The sequence below is a fragment of the Pseudarthrobacter sp. NPDC058362 genome, assembly GCF_042723515.1.
GTDB lineage: Bacteria > Actinomycetota > Actinomycetes > Actinomycetales > Micrococcaceae > Arthrobacter.
Genome location: NZ_JBHXIW010000002.1, coordinates 341,278 through 359,530 on the forward strand (window position 1 = coordinate 341,278; position 18,253 = coordinate 359,530).

Sequence of the window (18,253 nt, forward strand, 5' to 3'; positions counted from 1 at the left end):
CCTACGACAGGCTTGCCGATGCCTGCCGTGCGGCCGGGGCGCCGGCCAGCCCGCTTTCCTGATGCGCCGCCGCAGGAGAGGTCCCTAGGCCCCGGACCGTCCAGCCGGCATTCCGCCAGGCCGCCGCGTCCAGGACATTACGGGCGTCCAGGACCATCCGCCGTCGTACCAGCGTGCCCGCATCACCGGGGGAGAGCCTGCGGTACTCATCCCACTCAGTCAGGAGCAGCACCAGTTCGGCATTCTCGAGGGCGGGCGCGGTTCGGCTCTCGAAACGAAGCCGCGGGTAGCGCCGCCACGCGTTGTTCACGGCCTTGGGGTCGGTAACGGTGACATGGGCGCCGGCGGCGGCGAGGCGGTCGGCCACGTCCAGTGCCGGCGAATCACGGATGTCGTCCGTGTCCGGTTTGAAGGAGGCGCCCAGCACCGCGATGGTCCGGCCGGACACGCTTCCGCCACACATCTGCGCCGCCAGGTCCACCGTTCGCTGCCGCTGGTCAAGGTTCACCGAGTCCACCAGGCGCATCCAGTCCCCAATGGCGTCGACGCCGAGGTCCCCGGCCTGCTTGCGGAAGCTGCGGATGTCCTTGGGCAAGCAGCCACCGCCGAAACCCAGCCCTGCGTGCAGGTACCGGTTGCCGATCCGCGGGTCCAGTCCCATCGCTTCGCTCAGCTCAGCCACATCTGCTCCCGCTGCATCGCAGAGTTCAGAGACGGCATTAATGAAGCTGACTTTGGTGGCCAGGTAGGCGTTGGCCGCGGACTTGATGAGTTCGGCCGTGGCGAAGTTGCAGACCAGCCGGGGGATTCCGGCCCGCAGCAGCGGTTCATACACAGCGTCCAGGGCTGACGTGACGCCCTGCGCAGCCCCCGTGGCAGGACTGAAGGCACCGGCCCGGCCGCCGGGAACGCCATAGACCAGGCGGTCAGGCACCAGCGAATCCTTCACGGCCGTTCCCTGCCGCAGGAATTCCGGGTTCCACCCCACGTGCACGTCCGGGCGTCCGGCAAGGACGCCCCGGAGCATCTCCACCGTGCCTACGGGAACCGTGGACTTGCCCACGACGGCGGCACCGTGGGCCAGGTGCGGAAGCAGGGCTTCGGTGGCGGAAAGGAGGTAGCTGAGGTCGGCCGCGTCGGACGTCTTGTCCTGCGGTGTTCCAACGCAGAGGAAGTGCACCTGGGCATCGCGGGCTGCTGCCGGATCGGTGGCGAAGCGCAGGCGCCCAGTCGCGCGGCCATCCTGCAGCAGTTCGTCGAGCCCGGGTTCATGGAACGGGGCATTCCCGCGGGCCAGCTGCTCCACCTTGGCTGTGTCGACGTCGATACCCACCACGTTGTGACCCATGGCGGCCAGGGTGGCGGCATGGACGGCTCCGAGGTAGCCACAGCCGATGACCGAGATATTGAGGACACGGGATTTCATGGGGATGCCTTTCACTGGGGTGCTCCGGCCCGCGTTGCCGGGATTGATGCTGCCTGGCGGGCCGCCAACTGCGCTCCGCGGCCACGGGCTGCAGGGGCACCTTCATGGATGGCGGCTGAATAATGGCGGACCAGTTCGGCGCTCAACGCGGGCCAGGTCCGGTCCTGGACGGACGCATGCGCTGCGGCCGCGAAGGCCCGGCGCTTGGCATCGTCGCCCATCAGATCCACCACGTGGGCGCGCATGGCGGAGAGGTCGCCTGGCTCATAGAGCCAACCCGTCCGGGAGTTTTCAACCAGGTCCAGCGGCCCTCCGCGGCCGGTGGCCACCACCGGAACGCCGGAGGCCATGGCTTCCTGGATGGTCTGGCAGAAGGTTTCGAATTCGCCCGGATGGATGAACAGGTCAAAGGACGCGACCGCCCGGGCCAACTGGTCGCCGCCGAGGAAACCGGTGAAGACTGCATCCGGCAGGGCGTCCTCCAGCGCAGCCCGTTGCGGGCCGTCTCCCACGATCACCAGGCGCGTGCGCGGCACGGCGGCCAGGGCCGCCAGGTCCTCCACCTGCTTTTCCACCGCCAGCCGGCCCACGTAACCGATGATGCGTTCGCCGCCCGGGGCAACGGCGGCCCGCCAGGCGTCGTCGCGTTTGTCCGGCGAAAACCTTGCCGTATCCACACCGCGACGCCACATCTGCACCCGCGGAATGCCGCGGCCGCGCAGCTGGTTCAGTGCGAACGTGGAGGGCGCCAGGGTCCGGGTGGCCAGCAGGTGGATGTTTTCCACCCGGCTCCAGGCCCAGTTTTCCAGGAACGGGACGCCGTAGCGGGCTGCGTAGCTGGGGACCTCGGTCTGGTAGATGGCAACGGTGGGAATTCCCAGTTGGTGCGCCGCCTGTGCGGCCCGCCAGCCCAGGATGAACGGGGAGGCCAGGTGGACCACGTCCGGTGCGTAGTCGGCAAGGATTCGCTTGACCCGGTACACACCGCCCATCGCCACCCTGACATTCGTGTAGCCTGCCAGCGGCACTGCCGGCAGGCGGTGGATACGTGCTCCGCTGACTTTCTGCGGTCCAGCGTCTCCGCCCTCTTGGCCCGCCGGAGCGATGACCAGGACGTCGTCGCCGCGCTCCTGAAGATGCTCCAGGACCCGCAGGATGGAGTGCGTGACCCCGTTCATCAGGGGCAGGAATGATTCAGCGACAATTGCGATCCTCACTCCTCCACCGTGGGCGTCCCCCTTGACTCGGTGGGGGAGAAGGGGTGGCGCGGAGGGAAAAGTTGGGTAAACAGCAGCCTGGGAGGGGGCAGATCTCCGGCCGCCGGCGGCAATTTACTAAGTAGGCTTTTCTTTTTGTACTAAGCATGCTTACTGTAGAGGGGCAGCCAGCACGAAGCCTCAAGCAGCCGGGGCGGAGGCGGCCGCCGGGGAACATCCCGGGGCCGGTAGCTCCATTGCTGGCAACCCCACGCAACGACATATCCAAAGGAGACGTCATGCTCAACAGGGAAAACATTGAAGACCTGCTCACCCGGAACGGCCATGTCATTGGGTCTGACGGCGAGAAGATTGGCGGCATCGGCCAGCTGTACGCGGATGATGACACCGGAGAGCCCACGTGGGTGACTGTCAAGACCGGGCTGTTCGGAACTTCGCAGTCCTTTGTACCGGTGGAAGGGGCCCGCACTGAGGGCGATGACCTCGTGGTCCCGTTCGCCAAGGAGCACGTCAAAGACGCTCCCCGCGTAGAGGTGGACGGCCACCTCACCCCGGAGGAAGAGGACCGGCTCTATACGCACTACAACCGGGAAACCCGCAGCTACGCGGATACCCGTAATGACGTGGACCTCCAGGGCGATGCCGACCTGAATGCCGGCACGCCCACGGCGGGTCTTGGCCGTACGGCGGGCCACGACACCTCGGGCCCCAACACCGACGACGCCATGACGCGCTCGGAAGAGCAGCTCCACGTCGGCACTGAGCGGCAGGCCACAGGCCGGGCCCGCTTGCGCAAGTACGTCACCACGGAGAACGTCACCACGACCGTTCCCGTGCAGCGCGAGGAGGTCCGCCTGGAGCGGGAGCCCATCACGGACGCGAACCGTGGCGCGGCACTCTCCGGCCCGGACCTCAGCGAGGAGGAGCACGAGGTCACCCTCCATGAGGAGCGGCCCGTTGTGGAGAAGGAAACCGTTCCGGTGGAACGGGTCCGCCTGGATAAGGACGTGGTCCAGGATGACGTCACCGTCAGTGACGACGTCCGCAAAGAGCGCATCGAGGCCGACGGCCTTGATGAAGACCGCAGGCTCTAAGTCCTGCTGCCGCTAAGCAACCGAAGGTGCTGCCGCAACGAGCGGCAGCACCTTCGGTGTGTGCGGCAGCAGCAGGCGACCGCGTTATTGACGCCGCTCCCTGATCGACGAAAACGCTGATGCAGCCGAAGCCGGGGGGCTTGGCTGCACCAGCCAGTAGTACGAACATCTTCAGAACTTACGGTTCATCTCTCATTCGCGGCTCCTGTTTCCCGGTGTTGGGGTCCGGGCCCTGGCCGGCCGCGGCAGCTACGGCCGGATGTAAAAAGCATCTGCCCGGTCGGCACCGACCCAATCGTGGGCCTTTTGGAGGACGCCGGCGGTGGGTGTGACACTGCTTACAGTTACCTGCAATTTTACGGCCAGCACAGGAAAAAAGCGCTGGAACCCGTCCGCGGGCCGCCCGGGAACGGCGGCTGCAGAGCCTGTCGGTCACCGGAGCGCAGGGCTTGCCGTGGCACCATTGAGCACGATGAAACTGCGTGCTGATCAGACCGGAGACCGTGGCCTTCCCATGCCCTTGTGGCTGCAGGGCGCCCTCGAAACGGCGCAGGCGGCCTTCATTTCCGCGCTGGCGGTGATCGCGCCCATCGTGGCTGTGTGGGCCGCCGCCGGATTCCAGCAGGGAGACTTCGCCACCCTTGCCAGGCTGGCCGGACAGTCCTGGCTCCTGGTCCACGGCGTACCGCTGGAGCTCTCCGGAGGAGGCACCGAAGCGGCGGCCAACATCGACTCCGGCGTCCTCACCCTCGTTCCGCTGGGACTGACCCTTATCCCGTTCCTCCTGGCCTGGCGGGCCGGGCGCCGGCTCGCGCGGGCCTCATACTCCGACCAGTTGTGGCAAGCTCTCCTGGGCTCCTGGGTGGTATACGCCGCCTTTGGAACAGCCACCGGTTTCGTCTGCCGTACCGCGGATGTCGGCATTAACCCCCTCCACGCCCTTCTGGTTCCGCTCATTCCCTTCGCGCTGGGCATGATCATCGGCGCCCGCCGCGAAGCCGGCTCCTGGAGCAGGCTCATCGGCGTGGACGCCGTTGACTGGATCTCCCGCACCAGCCAGCATTCGCGCTGGGCGGGCTCCTACATCGCCTCGGTGGTAAAGGCCGGCTTCGTGGCTGCCGTCGCGGCCGTGGCGCTCGCCGCCTTCCTGCTCGCCCTGGACCTTTTCATCCATTGGAACCTTGTGGTTTCTGTCTATGAAGCGCTCGACGCCGGAATTGTCGGAGGTGCCGTCCTCACCATCGCGCAGCTGGGGTTCCTTCCCAATCTGGTGATCCTGGCCCTCGCCTGGACCTCCGGTGCAGGCTTTGCCATGGGCGTCGGCTCCCAGGTGGGCCCGCTCGGAACCGCCGTGGGTCCGCTGCCTTCCATCCCGGTACTGGCCGCCATTCCGTCCGGGCCGCTGGATTACGCGTTCGCGGTCCTCATCATTCCGGTGTTCGCGGGTGTGCTGGGCGGCTGGTGGTTTCTCCGCGAGGGGGAGAACCACTTTGACGAATGGCTCTCCATCAAGGTCCACGCCCGCTGGTTTACCGCGTCGCTTTCCACTCTGGTGCTGGGCGTACTGGCCGGGCTGGTAGCGGGCATCATGGCCATGGGACTTGCCTGGGTGGCACATGGTTCGGCCGGTATCGGCCGCCTCACCGACATTGGGCCCGACCCGTTGTGGACGGCAGTCTGGTTGGCCGCGGAAGTGGGCGTCGGCGTCGTGATCGGTTATGCGGCCGGCCCCTGGCTGGAACGCGAGCAGGCAGCCAACGCCGAACCCGCGCACGCGTCCTGACGCCCGGCAGCTACCGCAGTTGGGTGGGAAGCGAGCGTTCCAGCTGCACCCGGCACGTGGAAAGGGCCTGCTCCGTCAGCGCCTGCCGCGAGCAGTCCTGGTAAGCGCGCACCGGTTCGAAGAAGACCGCGCTGACCAGGATGATCAGCACCATCAGCACCGACACCACCAGCCCGGAGATGGTCCCCACCAGCACCAGCCGGGACTCCTTAAGCCGCGCCCAGCGGATCAGCAGCACCACGCCCAGAACCAGGCCCGCTGCGGCGAGCAGGGCTGTGAGCCACAGATGGCTGACGTCCAGCTGGTAGACGAAGAAGGCGCCCAGCACCGTGAGGACGAAGATCCGGAACAGGGTGTGGGTCCTGGCCAGGGAGGCTTTGGCCGCGTCGCTGAGGGGAGGTTTGCTGCGCAGCGGTGCGCCCGGTTCCGGCGGGGTGTTCATGTTTTCCAGCGTACGCGAGCGTGCCCATAAGCTAGACCAATGCGCATCGTAGTCCTCGTTTCCGGCACCGGGTCCAATCTCCAGGCGGTCATTGACGCAGTCAAGGCCGGAGAATTGGACGTGGAGATCGCCGCCGTAGGTGCCGACCGGCCAGGGACGTACGGCGTGGAACGGTCCGCGGCCGCCGGCATCCCCACGTTCGTGGTGGACTTCAAGGCCTACGCCGACCGGGCGGACTGGGACGCTGCGCTCACCGAAGCCGTGGCATCCTACGCCCCGGATGTGGTGGTTTCCTCCGGCTTCATGCGGATTGTCAGCCCCGAATTCATCGATGCATTCGGCGGCAAGTACCTCAACACCCACCCCGCGCTGCTGCCGGCTTTCCCCGGGGCGCACGGCGTCCGGGATGCGATGGCCTACGGCGTCAAGGTCACTGGCTGCACTGTGCACTGGGCGGATGCAGGCGTGGATACCGGCCCCATCATCGCGCAGGAAGCGGTGGCTATCGAGGACACCGACACCGAAGAAACCCTGCACGAGCGCATCAAGGTGGTGGAGCGCCGGCTGCTGGTCTCAACCCTCGCAGACCTGGCCACCGCCCAGGCCTGAACGTTTTCGACGCGCATATTCGTTATCGACCCGCTGGTGCGCCGGTGCGGCCCATATATGAGGCGCGCCCGCGCATCAGGGCGTCGATTCCCGAGACGAGCGTCGAAAACGTAAGCTACTCCAGCCGGCGCTGCTTGGTCTCCGGCGAGAAGAACGCCATCCAGATGATCGCCAGCAGCACCAGTCCGCCGGCAAGGGCGAAGGACGTGGCCAGGCCCAGCTCCGGCCAGAAGTAGTTCGCAAAGACCAACGGCCCGAAACCGGCGCCCAGCCGCGAGAACGTGGACGCCCAGCCGAAGCCGGTCCCGCGGAGTTCCGTGGGGTAGAGCTCGGACACATAGGCGTAGAGCACGGGGATGGCCACCTGCACCACGAACCCGAAGGCCAGGAGCCAGAACACCGCCGCGGTGGGGATATCAACCACGACGGCGACAATCACCAACGTGAGCGCGGACAGCGGGCCGGTGACCGCCAGGATCCACTTGCGGCCCACGCGTTCCACCAGCAGGGCGGCCACCACGACACCCAGGAGCCCGACGGCGGCCATGGACGCTGTGGTGACGAAAGCCTTGTACTCGGCGAACCCGGCGCCAATGAGGATGCGCGGCATCCAGGTCAGGGCCAGGTAGTAGACCAACAGGATGCTGAAGAACAAGGACCAGGCAGCGGCAGTGATCTTCCAGTTGAACTGCCATACCAGCCGCAGCTGCTGCCACGCACTGCCGGCGGACAGCCGCGGCACGGACTGCGCGTCGGGCAGGCTGTAGGCGCGGGTCTCAGCGCCGGTGGCGGCGACAAGGCCGTCGATGACCTTGGCCGCCTCCTCCCGCCGTCCCTTGCGGATGAGGAACAGCGGGGACTCCGGTACGCTGCGCCGGACCCAAAAAACCAGCAGGGCCGGCAGGACCATGACCACCATGGTGAACCGCCAGTCGGCGAAAGCAGCCATCAGCCCGGCAGAAACAAAACCGGCCAGCGCGGCCCCCACGGGCCACCAGCCGTCCATGGCGGTGAGGACCTTGCCGCGCTGCTTGCGGGGGGTGAATTCGCCCACCAGCGCGTAGTCCACCGGGATGCAGCCGCCCAATCCGAACCCGGCCATGAAGCGGAAGATGCAGAACCAGACGAAGTCGGGGGAGAAGGCACCCAGGACCGTGAAGAGGGAGAAGATCAGCAGCGTGGCCGTGAAGGCTTTCTTGCGGCCGATGGTGTCCGCGATGGTTCCCCAGATGAACGCGCCCAGCGCCATGCCGATCAGGTTGGAGGTTCCCACCCAGGCTGCTTCCCCGGGTGTCAGGGACCAGTGCTTGGAGAGCAGCGGAATGAGGATGCCGTTCAGTGTCACATCCCAGGCGTCGAACATGAAACCAAGTCCGCCGATCAGGAAGATCCGCCCCTGGACTTTCCACCGCCAGGGCAGTTCCTGGACCACCTGTTCGCCGCTGGGCACCGTGGTGTAAATGTTCATTGCAGCCTCCTGTGAAAACTCTAGCCCGGGCCGCAGCCGTTCACAGTCGCGCACACACGCCGGGCCACGGACGCTTCGCGATAAACTGGCCCTATCCCCACCAACCGCGGCACTGGTCCGCGAGATAAGACGGAGACATTTGTGAGCTTCACGCAGCATGAGCGCGTATCCATCGACCGTGTTCCCATCCGCCGGGCGCTGATCTCGGTTTACGACAAGACCGGTCTGGAGGAGCTCGCCCAGGGCCTGCATGCCGCCGGCGTGAAGCTCGTTTCCACCGGTTCCACCGCCAAGAAGATTGCCGCCGCCGGGATCCCGGTTCAGGAGGTGGAGGAAGTCACCGGTTCGCCGGAGATGCTCGACGGCCGCGTCAAGACCCTGCACCCGCGTGTCCACGGCGGCATCCTCGCCGACCGCCGCGTGCCGGCCCACATGGACACCCTGGCCAGCATGGAGATCGAAGCCTTCGACCTGGTGGTGGTGAACCTCTACCCCTTCGTGGAAACGGTAAAGTCCGGAGCCGCGCAGGACGACGTCGTGGAGCAGATCGATATCGGAGGCCCCGCCATGGTGCGCTCCGCCGCGAAGAACCACGCCGCCGTCGCCATCGTGGTTGACCCCGGCTTCTATGGCCAGGTGGTCGCGGCGGCTGCGGAAGGCGGCTTCGACCTGAAGACCCGCCGGCGCCTGGCCGCCAAGGCTTTCGCCCACACGGCCTCCTACGACAACGCCGTGGCCACTTGGACCGCCAGCCAGTTCCTGGATGAGGACGGCGACGGCACCATTGACTGGCCCGCCTACGCCGGCCTGTCCCTGGAACGTTCCGAGGTGCTGCGCTACGGCGAGAACCCGCACCAGCAGGCAGCCCTGTACGTGGACAAGGCTGCGCCCGTGGGCATCGCCCAGGCCGACCAGCTACACGGCAAGGCCATGAGCTACAACAACTTCGTGGATGCTGACGCCGCACTCCGCGCCGCCTACGACTTCAGCGAACCCGCCGTCGCCATCATCAAGCACGCCAACCCGTGCGGCGTCGCGGTAGGTTCCACGGACGCCGCGGACCCCATCGCCGATGCCCATGCCAAGGCCCACGCGTGCGACCCCGTCTCCGCTTTCGGCGGCGTCATCGCGGCCAACCGCACGGTCACCACGGGCATGGCCAACACGGTCAAGGACATCTTCACCGAGGTCGTCATCGCCCCGGGCTTCGAGCCGGAGGCCGTCGAGATCCTCGCCAAGAAGAAGAACATCCGCCTGCTCGCCCTGCCCGAGGGCTACGGCCGGTACCCCACGGAGTTCCGCCAAGTGTCCGGCGGCATGCTGGTCCAGGCCAGTGACAAGGTGGACGCCGACGGCGACAACCCCGCCAACTGGACCCTCGCCGCCGGCGAAGCTGCGGATGAGAAGACCCTGGCGGACCTCGCCTTCGCCTGGACCGCCTGCCGCGCCGCGAAGTCCAACGCCATCCTGCTCGCCCAGGACGGTGCCGCCGTCGGCATCGGCATGGGCCAGGTCAACCGCCTGGATTCGTGCCGCCTGGCTGTGGAGCGGGCCAACACGCTCGGCGTCACGGTGGAGTCCGACGTCGAAGGCGCCGGCGGTGCCTCGAACGCCAGTGGTGCCGGCGCGCCGCAGCGCGCCCGGGGTGCCGTTGCGGCCTCCGACGCGTTCTTCCCGTTTGCCGACGGACTGCAGATCCTGATCGACGCCGGTGTCCGCGCCGTCGTCCAGCCCGGCGGATCCGTCCGGGACGAGGAAGTCATCGCGGCAGCGAACGCCGCGGGCATCACCATGTACTTCACCGGAGCCCGGCACTTCTTCCACTAGGCCCCACCGGCTCCCTAACCTCGCTTCGTCCGCCCCGGCTCCCTGCCCTCGCAAGCTCGGGCCGGGGCCCTTGCCGAGGCGGCTCCACGGCCAGGGAACCCCGCCGGCGTGGGCCCACGTACCGGTGGTTTTCCCGCGTGATAACGACCAGTACGGAGCAATGGACGGTGCTTAACGTACGACGGCGCCCGTCCCCTTTCCAGGGAACGGGCGCCGTCGGTGGTTCTACCGGGAGTCCGGGCCGGCGGGGTGCGGGCCCTCGGGGTCCGGGGCTTCCGGATCCGGCAGGACGATTTCCCGCGGTTTGGCCTCCGCCATGCGTTCCGGCGTCCAGTACTCCAGGCTTTCCTCCGGTGCCGGGTTCACCGGTGAGCTGCTGACGGTGTCCCGGTCGGGGTGCTCCTGCCTAGAGGGCCCAGGCCCGGAAGACCGCTGGTCAGGAGACTGCTGCACTGTTGTAAGTGGACTGGATGACTGAGCCCCAGTACGGGCCGTACATCACCGCCATGCGGTTGTAGCCGTAGCTGTTCACGGAGTTCTGTACCCCGCTGGAACTGGTGCCGATGAACCACGGGCCGCCGGAGGAACCGCCCGTCATGTCGCAGCTGATGCCCTGGCTGTTGAACTGGGGGTTGTAGGGATCGTTGGACGCGGCGCCGGTGCAGCTCTTGAGGGTTTCGCCGTTGAAGGGTGAAGCTGCCGGGTAGCCGAAAGCCTTGTAGGAGAGGCCGCGGTCCTGGTTGAAGGCAACGCCGGAGCCGCCCACGACGTCGCCCAGGCGCTGGCCGCCGGCGTTGGTGTTGACGACGGCAAAGCCGGTGTCATAAGTCATGTCGCCGTTGGCGCTCCACTGGGTGGGGGCGAAGAGCTGGTTGGCGGCCCACTTGCCGTAGGGGGCTGCACCGTTCTCGTAGGCAGGGACGAAAACCCAGTTGGTGGCGAAGGCGCCGGGGCCCTCGTTGAGGCAGTGGCCGGCAGTGGACACTGTGCTCTTGTTGGTGGAGGCCACGGAGTTTCCGGAACAGACATAGTTGTAGCCGCCCATGGTGAAGAACACCTTGCCGATGTGCGAAACGGGGTTCTCGGCGGCGGCAATGGTGGGCTTGCCCTTGGTGGAGGGAACCTTGGTGGCCTTGCCCTGGACAGCCTTCGACGCACCGGAGGCAACGCCGCGTTCCACCGCACGCTTGGCGAGCACGTCGCCGGGGATGGCGTTGCGCATGCGCTCGGCCGTCCAGTACTCGGCCACACCTGCGGTGGCCAGGGATGCGCGTGCAACGGACGGGGCTCGCTGATCGTCGGATGCGGCCGGGGCGGCGGTGGCTCCGCCGGCTCCAGTGAGGGCCAGAACGGCAGCGGCCGAGAGGCTCAGGAGGCCGGAGGCAAGAGACCTGGTGCGTGTCATGTTTGTCCTGTCTGAACGGTGAATACTGCCCCGCGGGGGCCGGAGTTGACGAAGTGAACGTACCGCGATATGACAACTTTGTAAATAGGAGTGACCTATCATGTAGCGCTGTAATGCTGCGCCCGGGCGGGTAACCAACGCCGGCCGTGGGGTTCAAACGGCACTACTCGGGTAAGTTAGAGACGGTGAAACAGACCTATATTTCACAACCTAGCCGACCCACAGGGAGACGCCCGCGCATGTCCAAGATTATCTACACCCACACCGACGAAGCGCCGATGCTGGCTACCTATTCGTTCCTGCCCATCATCGAGGCTTTTGCTTCGACCGCAGGTGTGGAGGTGGAGACCCGCGACATATCGCTCGCCGGCCGCATCATCGCCGTTTTCGGTGACTACCTGACCCCGGAGCAGCAGATCGGTGACGCCCTTGCTGAACTGGGCGAACTGGCGAAGACGCCGGAAGCCAACATCATCAAGCTGCCCAACATCAGCGCGTCCATTCCGCAGCTTAAGGCCGCCATCGCGGAACTCCAGTCCCAGGGTTACGCGCTGCCGGACTACCCGGACAACCCCTCCTCGGACGAAGAGACCGCCGTCCGCTCCCGGTACGACAAGATCAAGGGTTCCGCAGTGAATCCGGTCCTGCGAGAGGGCAACTCGGACCGCCGCGCTCCGCTTTCCGTGAAGAACTACGCACGCCAGAACCCGCACTCCATGGGTGCCTGGACCGCAGACTCCAAGACCAACGTGGCCACCATGGGCCAGGACGACTTCCGCTCCAACGAGGAATCCGTGGTCATGGACTCCGAGGGCACCATCGCCATCCAGCTGGTCCGTGAAGACGGGTCGGTCAAGGTCCTGAAGAAGGCTTTCCCGGTCCTGGCCGGCGAGGTCATCGACGGCACCGTGATGCGCGCCGCCGCCCTGGACGAGTTCCTCAAGGCCCAGGTGGCCCGTGCCAAGGAAGAGGGCGTGCTGTTCTCCGCCCACCTGAAGGCCACCATGATGAAGGTCTCCGACCCCATCATCTTCGGACACGTGGTCAAGGCCTACTTCTCCGAGCTGTTCGAGACCTACGGCAAGCAGCTCGCCGCCGCCGGCATCAGCCCCAACAACGGTCTGGCCGCCATCCTCAGCAGCCTCGAGGACCTTCCCGAGGACGTCCGCGAGGGCGTGCAGAACCTGATCAAGAAGGGCATGGAGGACGGCCCTGCGCTGGCCATGGTGGACTCGGACAAGGGCATCACCACCCTGAACGTTCCGTCCGACGTGATCGTCGACGCCTCCATGCCCGCCATGATCCGCAGCTCCGGCCACATGTGGGGCCCGGACGGCAAGGAAGCCGACACCCTGGCGGTCCTGCCGGACAGTTCCTACGCCGGCATCTACCAGGTGGTCATTGATGACTGCCGTGCCAACGGTGCCTACGACCCCACCACCATGGGTACTGTTCCTAACGTCGGCCTCATGGCGCAGGCCGCCGAGGAATACGGCAGCCACGACAAGACCTTCGAGATCCAGGAAGCCGGCACCGTCCAGATCGTTGACGGCTCCGGCAACGTCCTGATCGAACACCAGGTCTCCGAGGGCGACATCTGGCGCGCCTGCCAGACCAAGGACCTCCCCATCCGCGACTGGGTGAAGCTGGCCGTCACCCGTGCCCGCGCCTCCCAGACCCCCGCCGTGTTCTGGCTGGACGAGGAGCGCGCCCACGATGCCAACCTCATCGCCAAGGTCAACGAGTACCTCAAGGACCATGACACCGAGGGCCTGGACATCCAGATCATGTCCCCGGTCAAGGCCATCGCCTTCACCCTGGAGCGGATCCGCAAGGGCCAGGACACCATCTCCGTGTCGGGCAACGTCCTCCGCGACTACCTCACGGACCTGTTCCCCATCCTGGAACTGGGCACCAGCGCCAAGATGCTCTCGGTGGTTCCCCTGATGAACGGCGGCGGGCTCTTCGAGACCGGTGCCGGCGGCTCCGCCCCGAAGCACGTCCAGCAGCTGCTCAAGGAAAACCACCTGCGCTGGGACAGCCTGGGCGAGTTCCTGGCCCTGGCCGTCAGCTTCGAGCACCTGGCCACCACGACCGGCAACGCCCGTGCACAGGTCCTGGCCGACACCCTGGACCGCGCCACCGGCACCTTCCTGCTGGAAAACAAGTCCCCGAGCCGCCGCGCAGGCGAATTGGACAACCGCGGCAGCCACTACTTCCTGGCCCGCTACTGGGCCGAGGAACTGGCCAAGCAGACGGACGACGCCGGCCTGGCCGCCTCGTTCGCTGCCGTCGCCGACGCCTTGTCCTCCCAGGAAGAGACGATCGTAGGCGAGCTGGCTGAGGTCCAGGGCTCGCCAGCGGACATCGGGGGTTACTACCACCCGGATAACACGAAGACGTCCGCTGTGATGCGTCCGTCCGCCACCCTGAACAAGGTTCTGGCAACCTTGGGTTAATTCCCGCCGCCGCCGCCGGCAACCCAGGCGGCGCACACGGCAGAGGCGGTGCCCCGGACAGCCCGGAGCACCGCCTCTGGCGCTATTGGCTCAAAATCCGGGTTCCGCCGTCGTCCGTGGATGATACGTCCGCGGCTGTTGTGTCCGTTCGTGTCGGGGCCGTCAAAGCCTGGTCGGCGGCGGCTTCCCCGGGGCCCTGCAGGGTCACCCCAGCACCGGCTGCCACTACCAGGGCGATCCCGGCCAGGACCGTCGGCCCGGGCACCTGCCCCAGGACAACCAGGCCGATGACGGCGGCGATGGCCGGCTCTACGCTCATCAGCGTTCCGAACGCCGCCGCCTTCAGCCGGCGCAAGGCCATGAGCTCCAGGCTGAACGGGATGACGGGCATCAGCAGCGCCAGGCCGGCGCCGGCCAGCAGGACGCGCCAGTCGAGATGCCCGACGACGGCGGGGCCCGCTACGAGGGTGGTGGCCGCGGCGGCGACCGGCATGGAGATGGCGAGGGCCTGCAGGCCGCTGGCTTCGTCGCCGGCGCGCTGGGTGAGGAGGATGTAGGCCGCCCAGCAGGCGCCCGCACCGAGTGCGAAGAGGATGCCGGGCAGGTCCGCGCCACCGTGCCACGGCTCGGTGAGGGCAGCCACGCCGGCCGCGGCAACGAGCGCCCACCACCGCCCGGCCGCCCGCCCACGGACCACTGCGACGCCCAGCGGACCCAGGAACTCGAGGGCGCTGGCCGTGCCCAGCGGAATCCGGACGGCTGCCGCCATGAACAGCAGCGTCATTCCGGCGGTGACCAGGCCCAGGAGGATGCAGGTCATTAGCCCGCTGCGGCTCAGCGCGGCACGCCACGGCCGTGCAAGGACCACCAGGATCACTGCCGCCCAGGACAGTCGGAGCCAGGCTACGCCGTCCGGCCCAAGCTGGTCCGCCAGGCCCACCGACGCCGCGAGGCCCAGCTGGACGAAAACCATCGCTGCACCGGCCATCGCCGTGCCCGTGCCGGCTCCAGCAAAGCGGCTCCCGGCCGTCGTTGAGAATCCCATGAATCAAGTAGAACGGTCCCGGACCTTCCGCGTCCACGTGGGAATGACTGGCAAATCGTTCAGGATTTGCGGACAATGACATCTATGGAGACCCGCCGGCTGGAAGTGCTTGTTGCTTTGGCCCGGCACGGGTCCATGCGAAACGTCGCTGACGCCCTGGGCACTACCACCTCTACGGTCTCGCAGCAGCTGTCGGCCCTGGCCCGTGAGGCGGGGACGCCGCTGCTGGAGCCCCTCGGCCGCGGCGTCCGTCTCACTCCTGCTGGCAGGCGCCTGGCCGAACGCGCCGTGGACATCCTCGCCTCGGTGGAAGCGGCAACGGCGGAACTCGATCCGCGCGCCGAGCCAGCCGGAACCGTCCGGGTGGCGGGCTTCGCCACGGCAGTCAGGAAGGTGCTGATGCCCATCGTCGGAGACCTGGCACGGATCCATCCGGAGGTGCGCATCGATGTCCGGGAACACGAGCCGGCAGAGGCACTGGCTCTGCTGTCCTCGGACGCAGTGGACCTGGCCCTGACTTACGACTACAACCTGGCGCCGGACGCAAGCGCGGCCGGCTTCGAGTCAACGCCGCTGTGGAGCACCCCATGGAGCCTGGGCGTGCCCGCCGACGTGGCCGCCGCCATTGGACCCGCACGCCGGTCGAACCCGGGGGAGTGGCCGCTGCCCGCGCCCGACCTGTTCCAGCGCCTCCGGGATGCGGACTGGATCGGCAACTCCCGCAACAGCGCCGACGAGGAAGTGCTGCGGCTGGTCTCTTCCATGGCGGGGTTCGAAATCCGAGTCCGGCACCAAGCCGACAGCCTGGAACTGGTGGAGGACCTCATCATCGCCGGGATGGGGGTGGGCCTGCTGCCCGCCGACCGGACCCCGCGCCCGGGAGTCGCACTGCTGCCGCTGGCAAACCCGGACCTGCGGATGCGCGCCTATGCCCGCACACGACGGGGCGGGGGTGCCTGGCCCGCGGCAGCAGCGGTACTGGAGCTGGTCCGGGAACGGGCGCGAAACGCAGCCGGGGACGCGGATCAGGAGGCGCAGCCGCCCAAGGGGGCGCCGGCGTCGTCCGCTTTTTAGTCCTTGTCCCTGCCCTTTTGTTCGGGCGCCTCGGGCTTCTTGTCATCGCTCTTGCCCGCGTCACTCTGGTTTGACTGGGCCGATTCCGTGGCCTCGGGGGTGGCCGGGACAGTGGGCTGCGGCGTGGGGGTCGTCGAAGGCCGCGGCGTGGCTTTCGCGGCGGCAATGGCACGATCCAGGTCGGCGCGTACCGCTGTGGCGATGGTGGTGATACTGCGGTGCCGCTCCTCGGTGATGCGGCCGCTGTCCTTGGCTGCCCGAAGCTCCGCCTCAAGCCCGTCCAGGGCCTTCAGCGCGGCCTCGGGCTTGTTCTGGGACGACGCCTGTGTAATCTCCAGGACCCGGGCCTGAAGCTGCCGGGCAGTGTCCCGCTCCAGCCCGGTCTCGGCCTGCCCACAGCCGGTGAGCAGGAGGGTGGCGGTGAGCACCGCGCTAACCCACGCGCGTTTCACGGCTTCACGCTTTCCTGCAGTTCCTCCAGGTGGGCGCCCAGCGTCCCGGTCACCGTGGGGTAAGGCACGACGTCGGGAGCGGTCTGGGTGGACAGGCTCATCATCAGTGCCGCCACCGCAGCCAGGGCCACCACGGCGGCCAGCGTCACCGCGATCCAGAACCCCTTGGCCCGCGACGACGGCGCGCGGCGTCGTCGTTTGCCGGAGGTGGCCGCCGCTGCTGCCTCCTGCAGGTCGTCCACCGACTCCTCAGCCGTGATGGTGGGCGGCCGGAGCGGCATGGCAGGGAGGACCCTGGTGGTTTCGGCCGCGAGTTCGCCGGGCGTGGATGCCGGCGAGACGAGCGCCTGGCGCAGGACGGTTTCGATATCCTCCGCAGCGGGGCGGTCCAATGGATCCAGCGCGGTCATGGAGCGGATCAGGTCCGCCCACTCGGCCGGGACGTCCTCCGGGATTTCGGGGGCGCGGTGAAGCCGGGCAACCGCGGATTCCACGGCGCCGCCAGGGTATTCCACGGTGCCCTTGATGCATTCGAGCAGAACCAGGCCGAACGAGTAAATATCGGTGGCGGGGGAGAGCGGCTGCCCCATCGCCTGCTCCGGGCTCAGGTAGGCGGCGGTACCCACCATCGTGCCTGTGGCCGTCAAGCGGGTGGCGTCAACGATCCTGGCGATGCCAAAGTCCGTCAGCTTGGGGCGGAGCGGTTCGCCGGGGCGGATCTGGACCAACAGGATGTTGCCGGGCTTAATGTCCCGGTGGATGATTCCCAGGCCGTGGACGTAGGCGAGGGCGTCGGCGATGCCAGCACCGATCACGGCCAGCTCCTCCAGCGGGACCCGGCTGTGGCGGATACGGCTGCGGAGATCCTGGCCCTCCACCAGTTCCATGGTGAGGAACGGGCGGGGCTCATCCGGAACGCGGTTGTCGATGCCGGCGTCGAAAAGGGTGACCAGTCCGGGGTGGTTGAGGGTAGCCAGGAGCTGGATTTCCGCTTCCTGCCGTTTGAGTTCATCCGCATCAGGGGCCTGCGGTGCAAAGAGCTTCAGGGCTACGTCGCGGTGCAGGTTTTCGTCGTGCGCGCAGTAGACGGATGACATTCCGCCGCGGCCAATGACCTCGCCCAGCCGATAACGTCCGCCAACCACTTCATTTTTGATGGAGCTAGGCGATTCCGCCACCATGTCCCGTTCCTCCCGGTGCGCTGTGGCACTGTCGTACCCCAAATTATACCGGCGTAACGGGAGAACCGGATCCAGCGCCGGTTGCAGGGCCGCTTCCGGCGGCCGGGCATGCCGACGGTCCGGCAGCGGATATCTTGCGCATTCGCCGCCGGACCACCGGTTACAAGGACATGTGTGCTGATGACATGTTCTGCTTTACGCGTGCTTCTGGTGGGCTGTCCTCCTTCCTGTCCGGGTGCCTGATGCGGTGCCGGCCAGGGGGCCTAAACCGTCTTCCGCTGACGCAGCATCAGGAGTCCTGCGAATACCAGGAGCAACGCGAGCGGAGCCAGTGACGCGTCGGCGCCGGTGGCTGCCAGACCTGCGGAGCTCCTCGCGTTGCTTCCTTCAACAGCTGCGGCAATCGCTCCGCCTACGGACGTGGATCCCGCGGCAGCGGCGCCCATCGTGCCGCCGGCGCCGATGGTTGAGTCGGTGCCGTCTACAGTTCCGGCAGCAGAACCGCTGCCGTCGATGCCGGCGCCGCCGGAGCCCTGGACGCCCAGCAGGCCGTCGCTGCCGGAGCCGGTGCTGCTCCCGGTATCAGTGCCGATGGTGCCGGTGCCGCTGGTGTCTCCACCGGCGCTGCCGTCGGTACCCACAGTGCCGGCAGTACCGGCGTTCAGGACGAGGGCGAGGTCGGCGGCGGTGGCGAGGGTGCCGTCAGCGGTGGTGCTGTCCGTGCCGGTGGTGGTGCCAAGCGCTGCTGCGAGGGTTGTGTCGGCGGCCAGT

At 67.4% G+C, this 18,253-nt stretch carries 15 protein-coding genes and 1 pseudogene; 6 read left to right on the forward strand and 10 right to left on the reverse strand.

All coding sequences use genetic code 11. From position 1 onward, the window contains the following. Position 1: 1 nt before the first annotated feature. Together ACFWIX_RS06160 and ACFWIX_RS06165 are read right to left on the reverse strand one after the other, a co-directional pair. Complete coding sequence (locus ACFWIX_RS06160) at positions 2-1,426, reverse strand: UDP-glucose dehydrogenase family protein (protein WP_377215234.1); 1,425 nt, start codon at positions 1,424-1,426, stop codon at positions 2-4. A gap of 11 nt (positions 1,427-1,437) precedes the next feature. Further along, on the reverse strand, positions 1,438-2,643 hold the full coding sequence (locus tag ACFWIX_RS06165; protein WP_377215235.1) for a glycosyltransferase family 4 protein: 1,206 nt from the start codon (positions 2,641-2,643) through the stop codon (positions 1,438-1,440). Positions 2,644-2,921: 278 nt separating this feature from the next. Here ACFWIX_RS06165 and ACFWIX_RS06170 point away from each other — a divergent pair, with 278 nt between their 5' ends. Beyond that, positions 2,922-3,737: a DUF2382 domain-containing protein gene (locus tag ACFWIX_RS06170; RefSeq protein ID WP_377215236.1), complete on the forward strand. Its 816-nt coding sequence runs from the start codon at positions 2,922-2,924 to the stop codon at positions 3,735-3,737. Between the two features lie 472 nt (positions 3,738-4,209). After that, entirely contained in the window at positions 4,210-5,520 is a 1,311-nt protein-coding gene (locus tag ACFWIX_RS06175; protein ID WP_377215237.1) for a DUF6350 family protein, read from the forward strand. Positions 5,521-5,530: 10 nt separating this feature from the next. Here ACFWIX_RS06175 and ACFWIX_RS06180 read toward each other — a convergent pair whose 3' ends face one another. Then, a complete protein-coding gene (locus tag ACFWIX_RS06180) occupies positions 5,531-5,962 on the reverse strand; it encodes a hypothetical protein (protein WP_377215238.1) in 432 nt (143 codons plus the stop codon). Between the two features lie 39 nt (positions 5,963-6,001). Here ACFWIX_RS06180 and purN point away from each other — a divergent pair, with 39 nt between their 5' ends. After that, a complete protein-coding gene (gene purN / locus ACFWIX_RS06185; RefSeq protein WP_377215239.1) occupies positions 6,002-6,571 on the forward strand; it encodes a phosphoribosylglycinamide formyltransferase in 570 nt (189 codons plus the stop codon). A gap of 115 nt (positions 6,572-6,686) precedes the next feature. Here purN and ACFWIX_RS06190 read toward each other — a convergent pair whose 3' ends face one another. Further along, positions 6,687-8,039 (reverse strand): MFS transporter, encoded by a 1,353-nt coding sequence (locus tag ACFWIX_RS06190; protein ID WP_377215240.1) that lies wholly within the window; start codon positions 8,037-8,039, stop codon positions 6,687-6,689. 141 nt (positions 8,040-8,180) lie between these two features. Between ACFWIX_RS06190 and purH the strand changes: the two genes are divergently transcribed. Next, positions 8,181-9,866: a bifunctional phosphoribosylaminoimidazolecarboxamide formyltransferase/IMP cyclohydrolase gene (gene purH / locus ACFWIX_RS06195; RefSeq protein WP_377215241.1), complete on the forward strand. Its 1,686-nt coding sequence runs from the start codon at positions 8,181-8,183 to the stop codon at positions 9,864-9,866. A gap of 225 nt (positions 9,867-10,091) precedes the next feature. On the opposite strand, the gene ACFWIX_RS06200 is transcribed toward purH, so the two are convergent. Then, a complete protein-coding gene (locus ACFWIX_RS06200; RefSeq protein WP_377215242.1) occupies positions 10,092-10,232 on the reverse strand; it encodes a hypothetical protein in 141 nt (46 codons plus the stop codon). A 70-nt stretch (positions 10,233-10,302) separates the two neighbouring features. Beyond that, a complete protein-coding gene (locus ACFWIX_RS06205; RefSeq protein WP_377215243.1) occupies positions 10,303-11,271 on the reverse strand; it encodes a trypsin-like serine peptidase in 969 nt (322 codons plus the stop codon). A gap of 239 nt (positions 11,272-11,510) precedes the next feature. On the opposite strand from ACFWIX_RS06205, the gene ACFWIX_RS06210 reads away from it, so the two are divergent. Next, positions 11,511-13,730, forward strand: a complete 2,220-nt coding sequence (locus ACFWIX_RS06210) for an NADP-dependent isocitrate dehydrogenase (protein ID WP_377215244.1) — start codon at positions 11,511-11,513, stop codon at positions 13,728-13,730. Positions 13,731-13,812: 82 nt separating this feature from the next. Here ACFWIX_RS06210 and ACFWIX_RS06215 read toward each other — a convergent pair whose 3' ends face one another. Then, positions 13,813-14,775, reverse strand: coding sequence for a DMT family transporter (locus ACFWIX_RS06215; RefSeq protein ID WP_377215245.1), 963 nt, complete (start codon positions 14,773-14,775; stop codon positions 13,813-13,815). 75 nt (positions 14,776-14,850) lie between these two features. On the opposite strand from ACFWIX_RS06215, the gene ACFWIX_RS06220 reads away from it, so the two are divergent. Continuing rightward, positions 14,851-15,849 carry a LysR family transcriptional regulator gene (locus ACFWIX_RS06220; RefSeq protein ID WP_377215246.1) on the forward strand — a complete coding sequence of 333 codons (999 nt, stop codon included), beginning with the start codon at positions 14,851-14,853 and terminating at the stop codon, positions 15,847-15,849. Here ACFWIX_RS06220 and ACFWIX_RS06225 read toward each other — a convergent pair. From ACFWIX_RS06225 to ACFWIX_RS06235, 3 genes and pseudogenes are all read right to left on the reverse strand, one after another. Further along, on the reverse strand, positions 15,846-16,301 hold the full coding sequence (locus tag ACFWIX_RS06225) for an FIMAH domain-containing protein (RefSeq protein WP_377215247.1): 456 nt from the start codon (positions 16,299-16,301) through the stop codon (positions 15,846-15,848). The two genes, ACFWIX_RS06220 and ACFWIX_RS06225, sit on opposite strands and share 4 nt — an antisense overlap. Then, positions 16,298-17,482 (reverse strand): serine/threonine-protein kinase, encoded by a 1,185-nt coding sequence (locus tag ACFWIX_RS06230; RefSeq protein ID WP_377215248.1) that lies wholly within the window; start codon positions 17,480-17,482, stop codon positions 16,298-16,300. Before ACFWIX_RS06230 ends, ACFWIX_RS06225 begins: the two co-directional genes overlap by 4 nt. A gap of 263 nt (positions 17,483-17,745) precedes the next feature. Beyond that, a pseudogene (locus ACFWIX_RS06235) lies at positions 17,746-18,253 on the reverse strand (hypothetical protein); the annotation flags it as partial.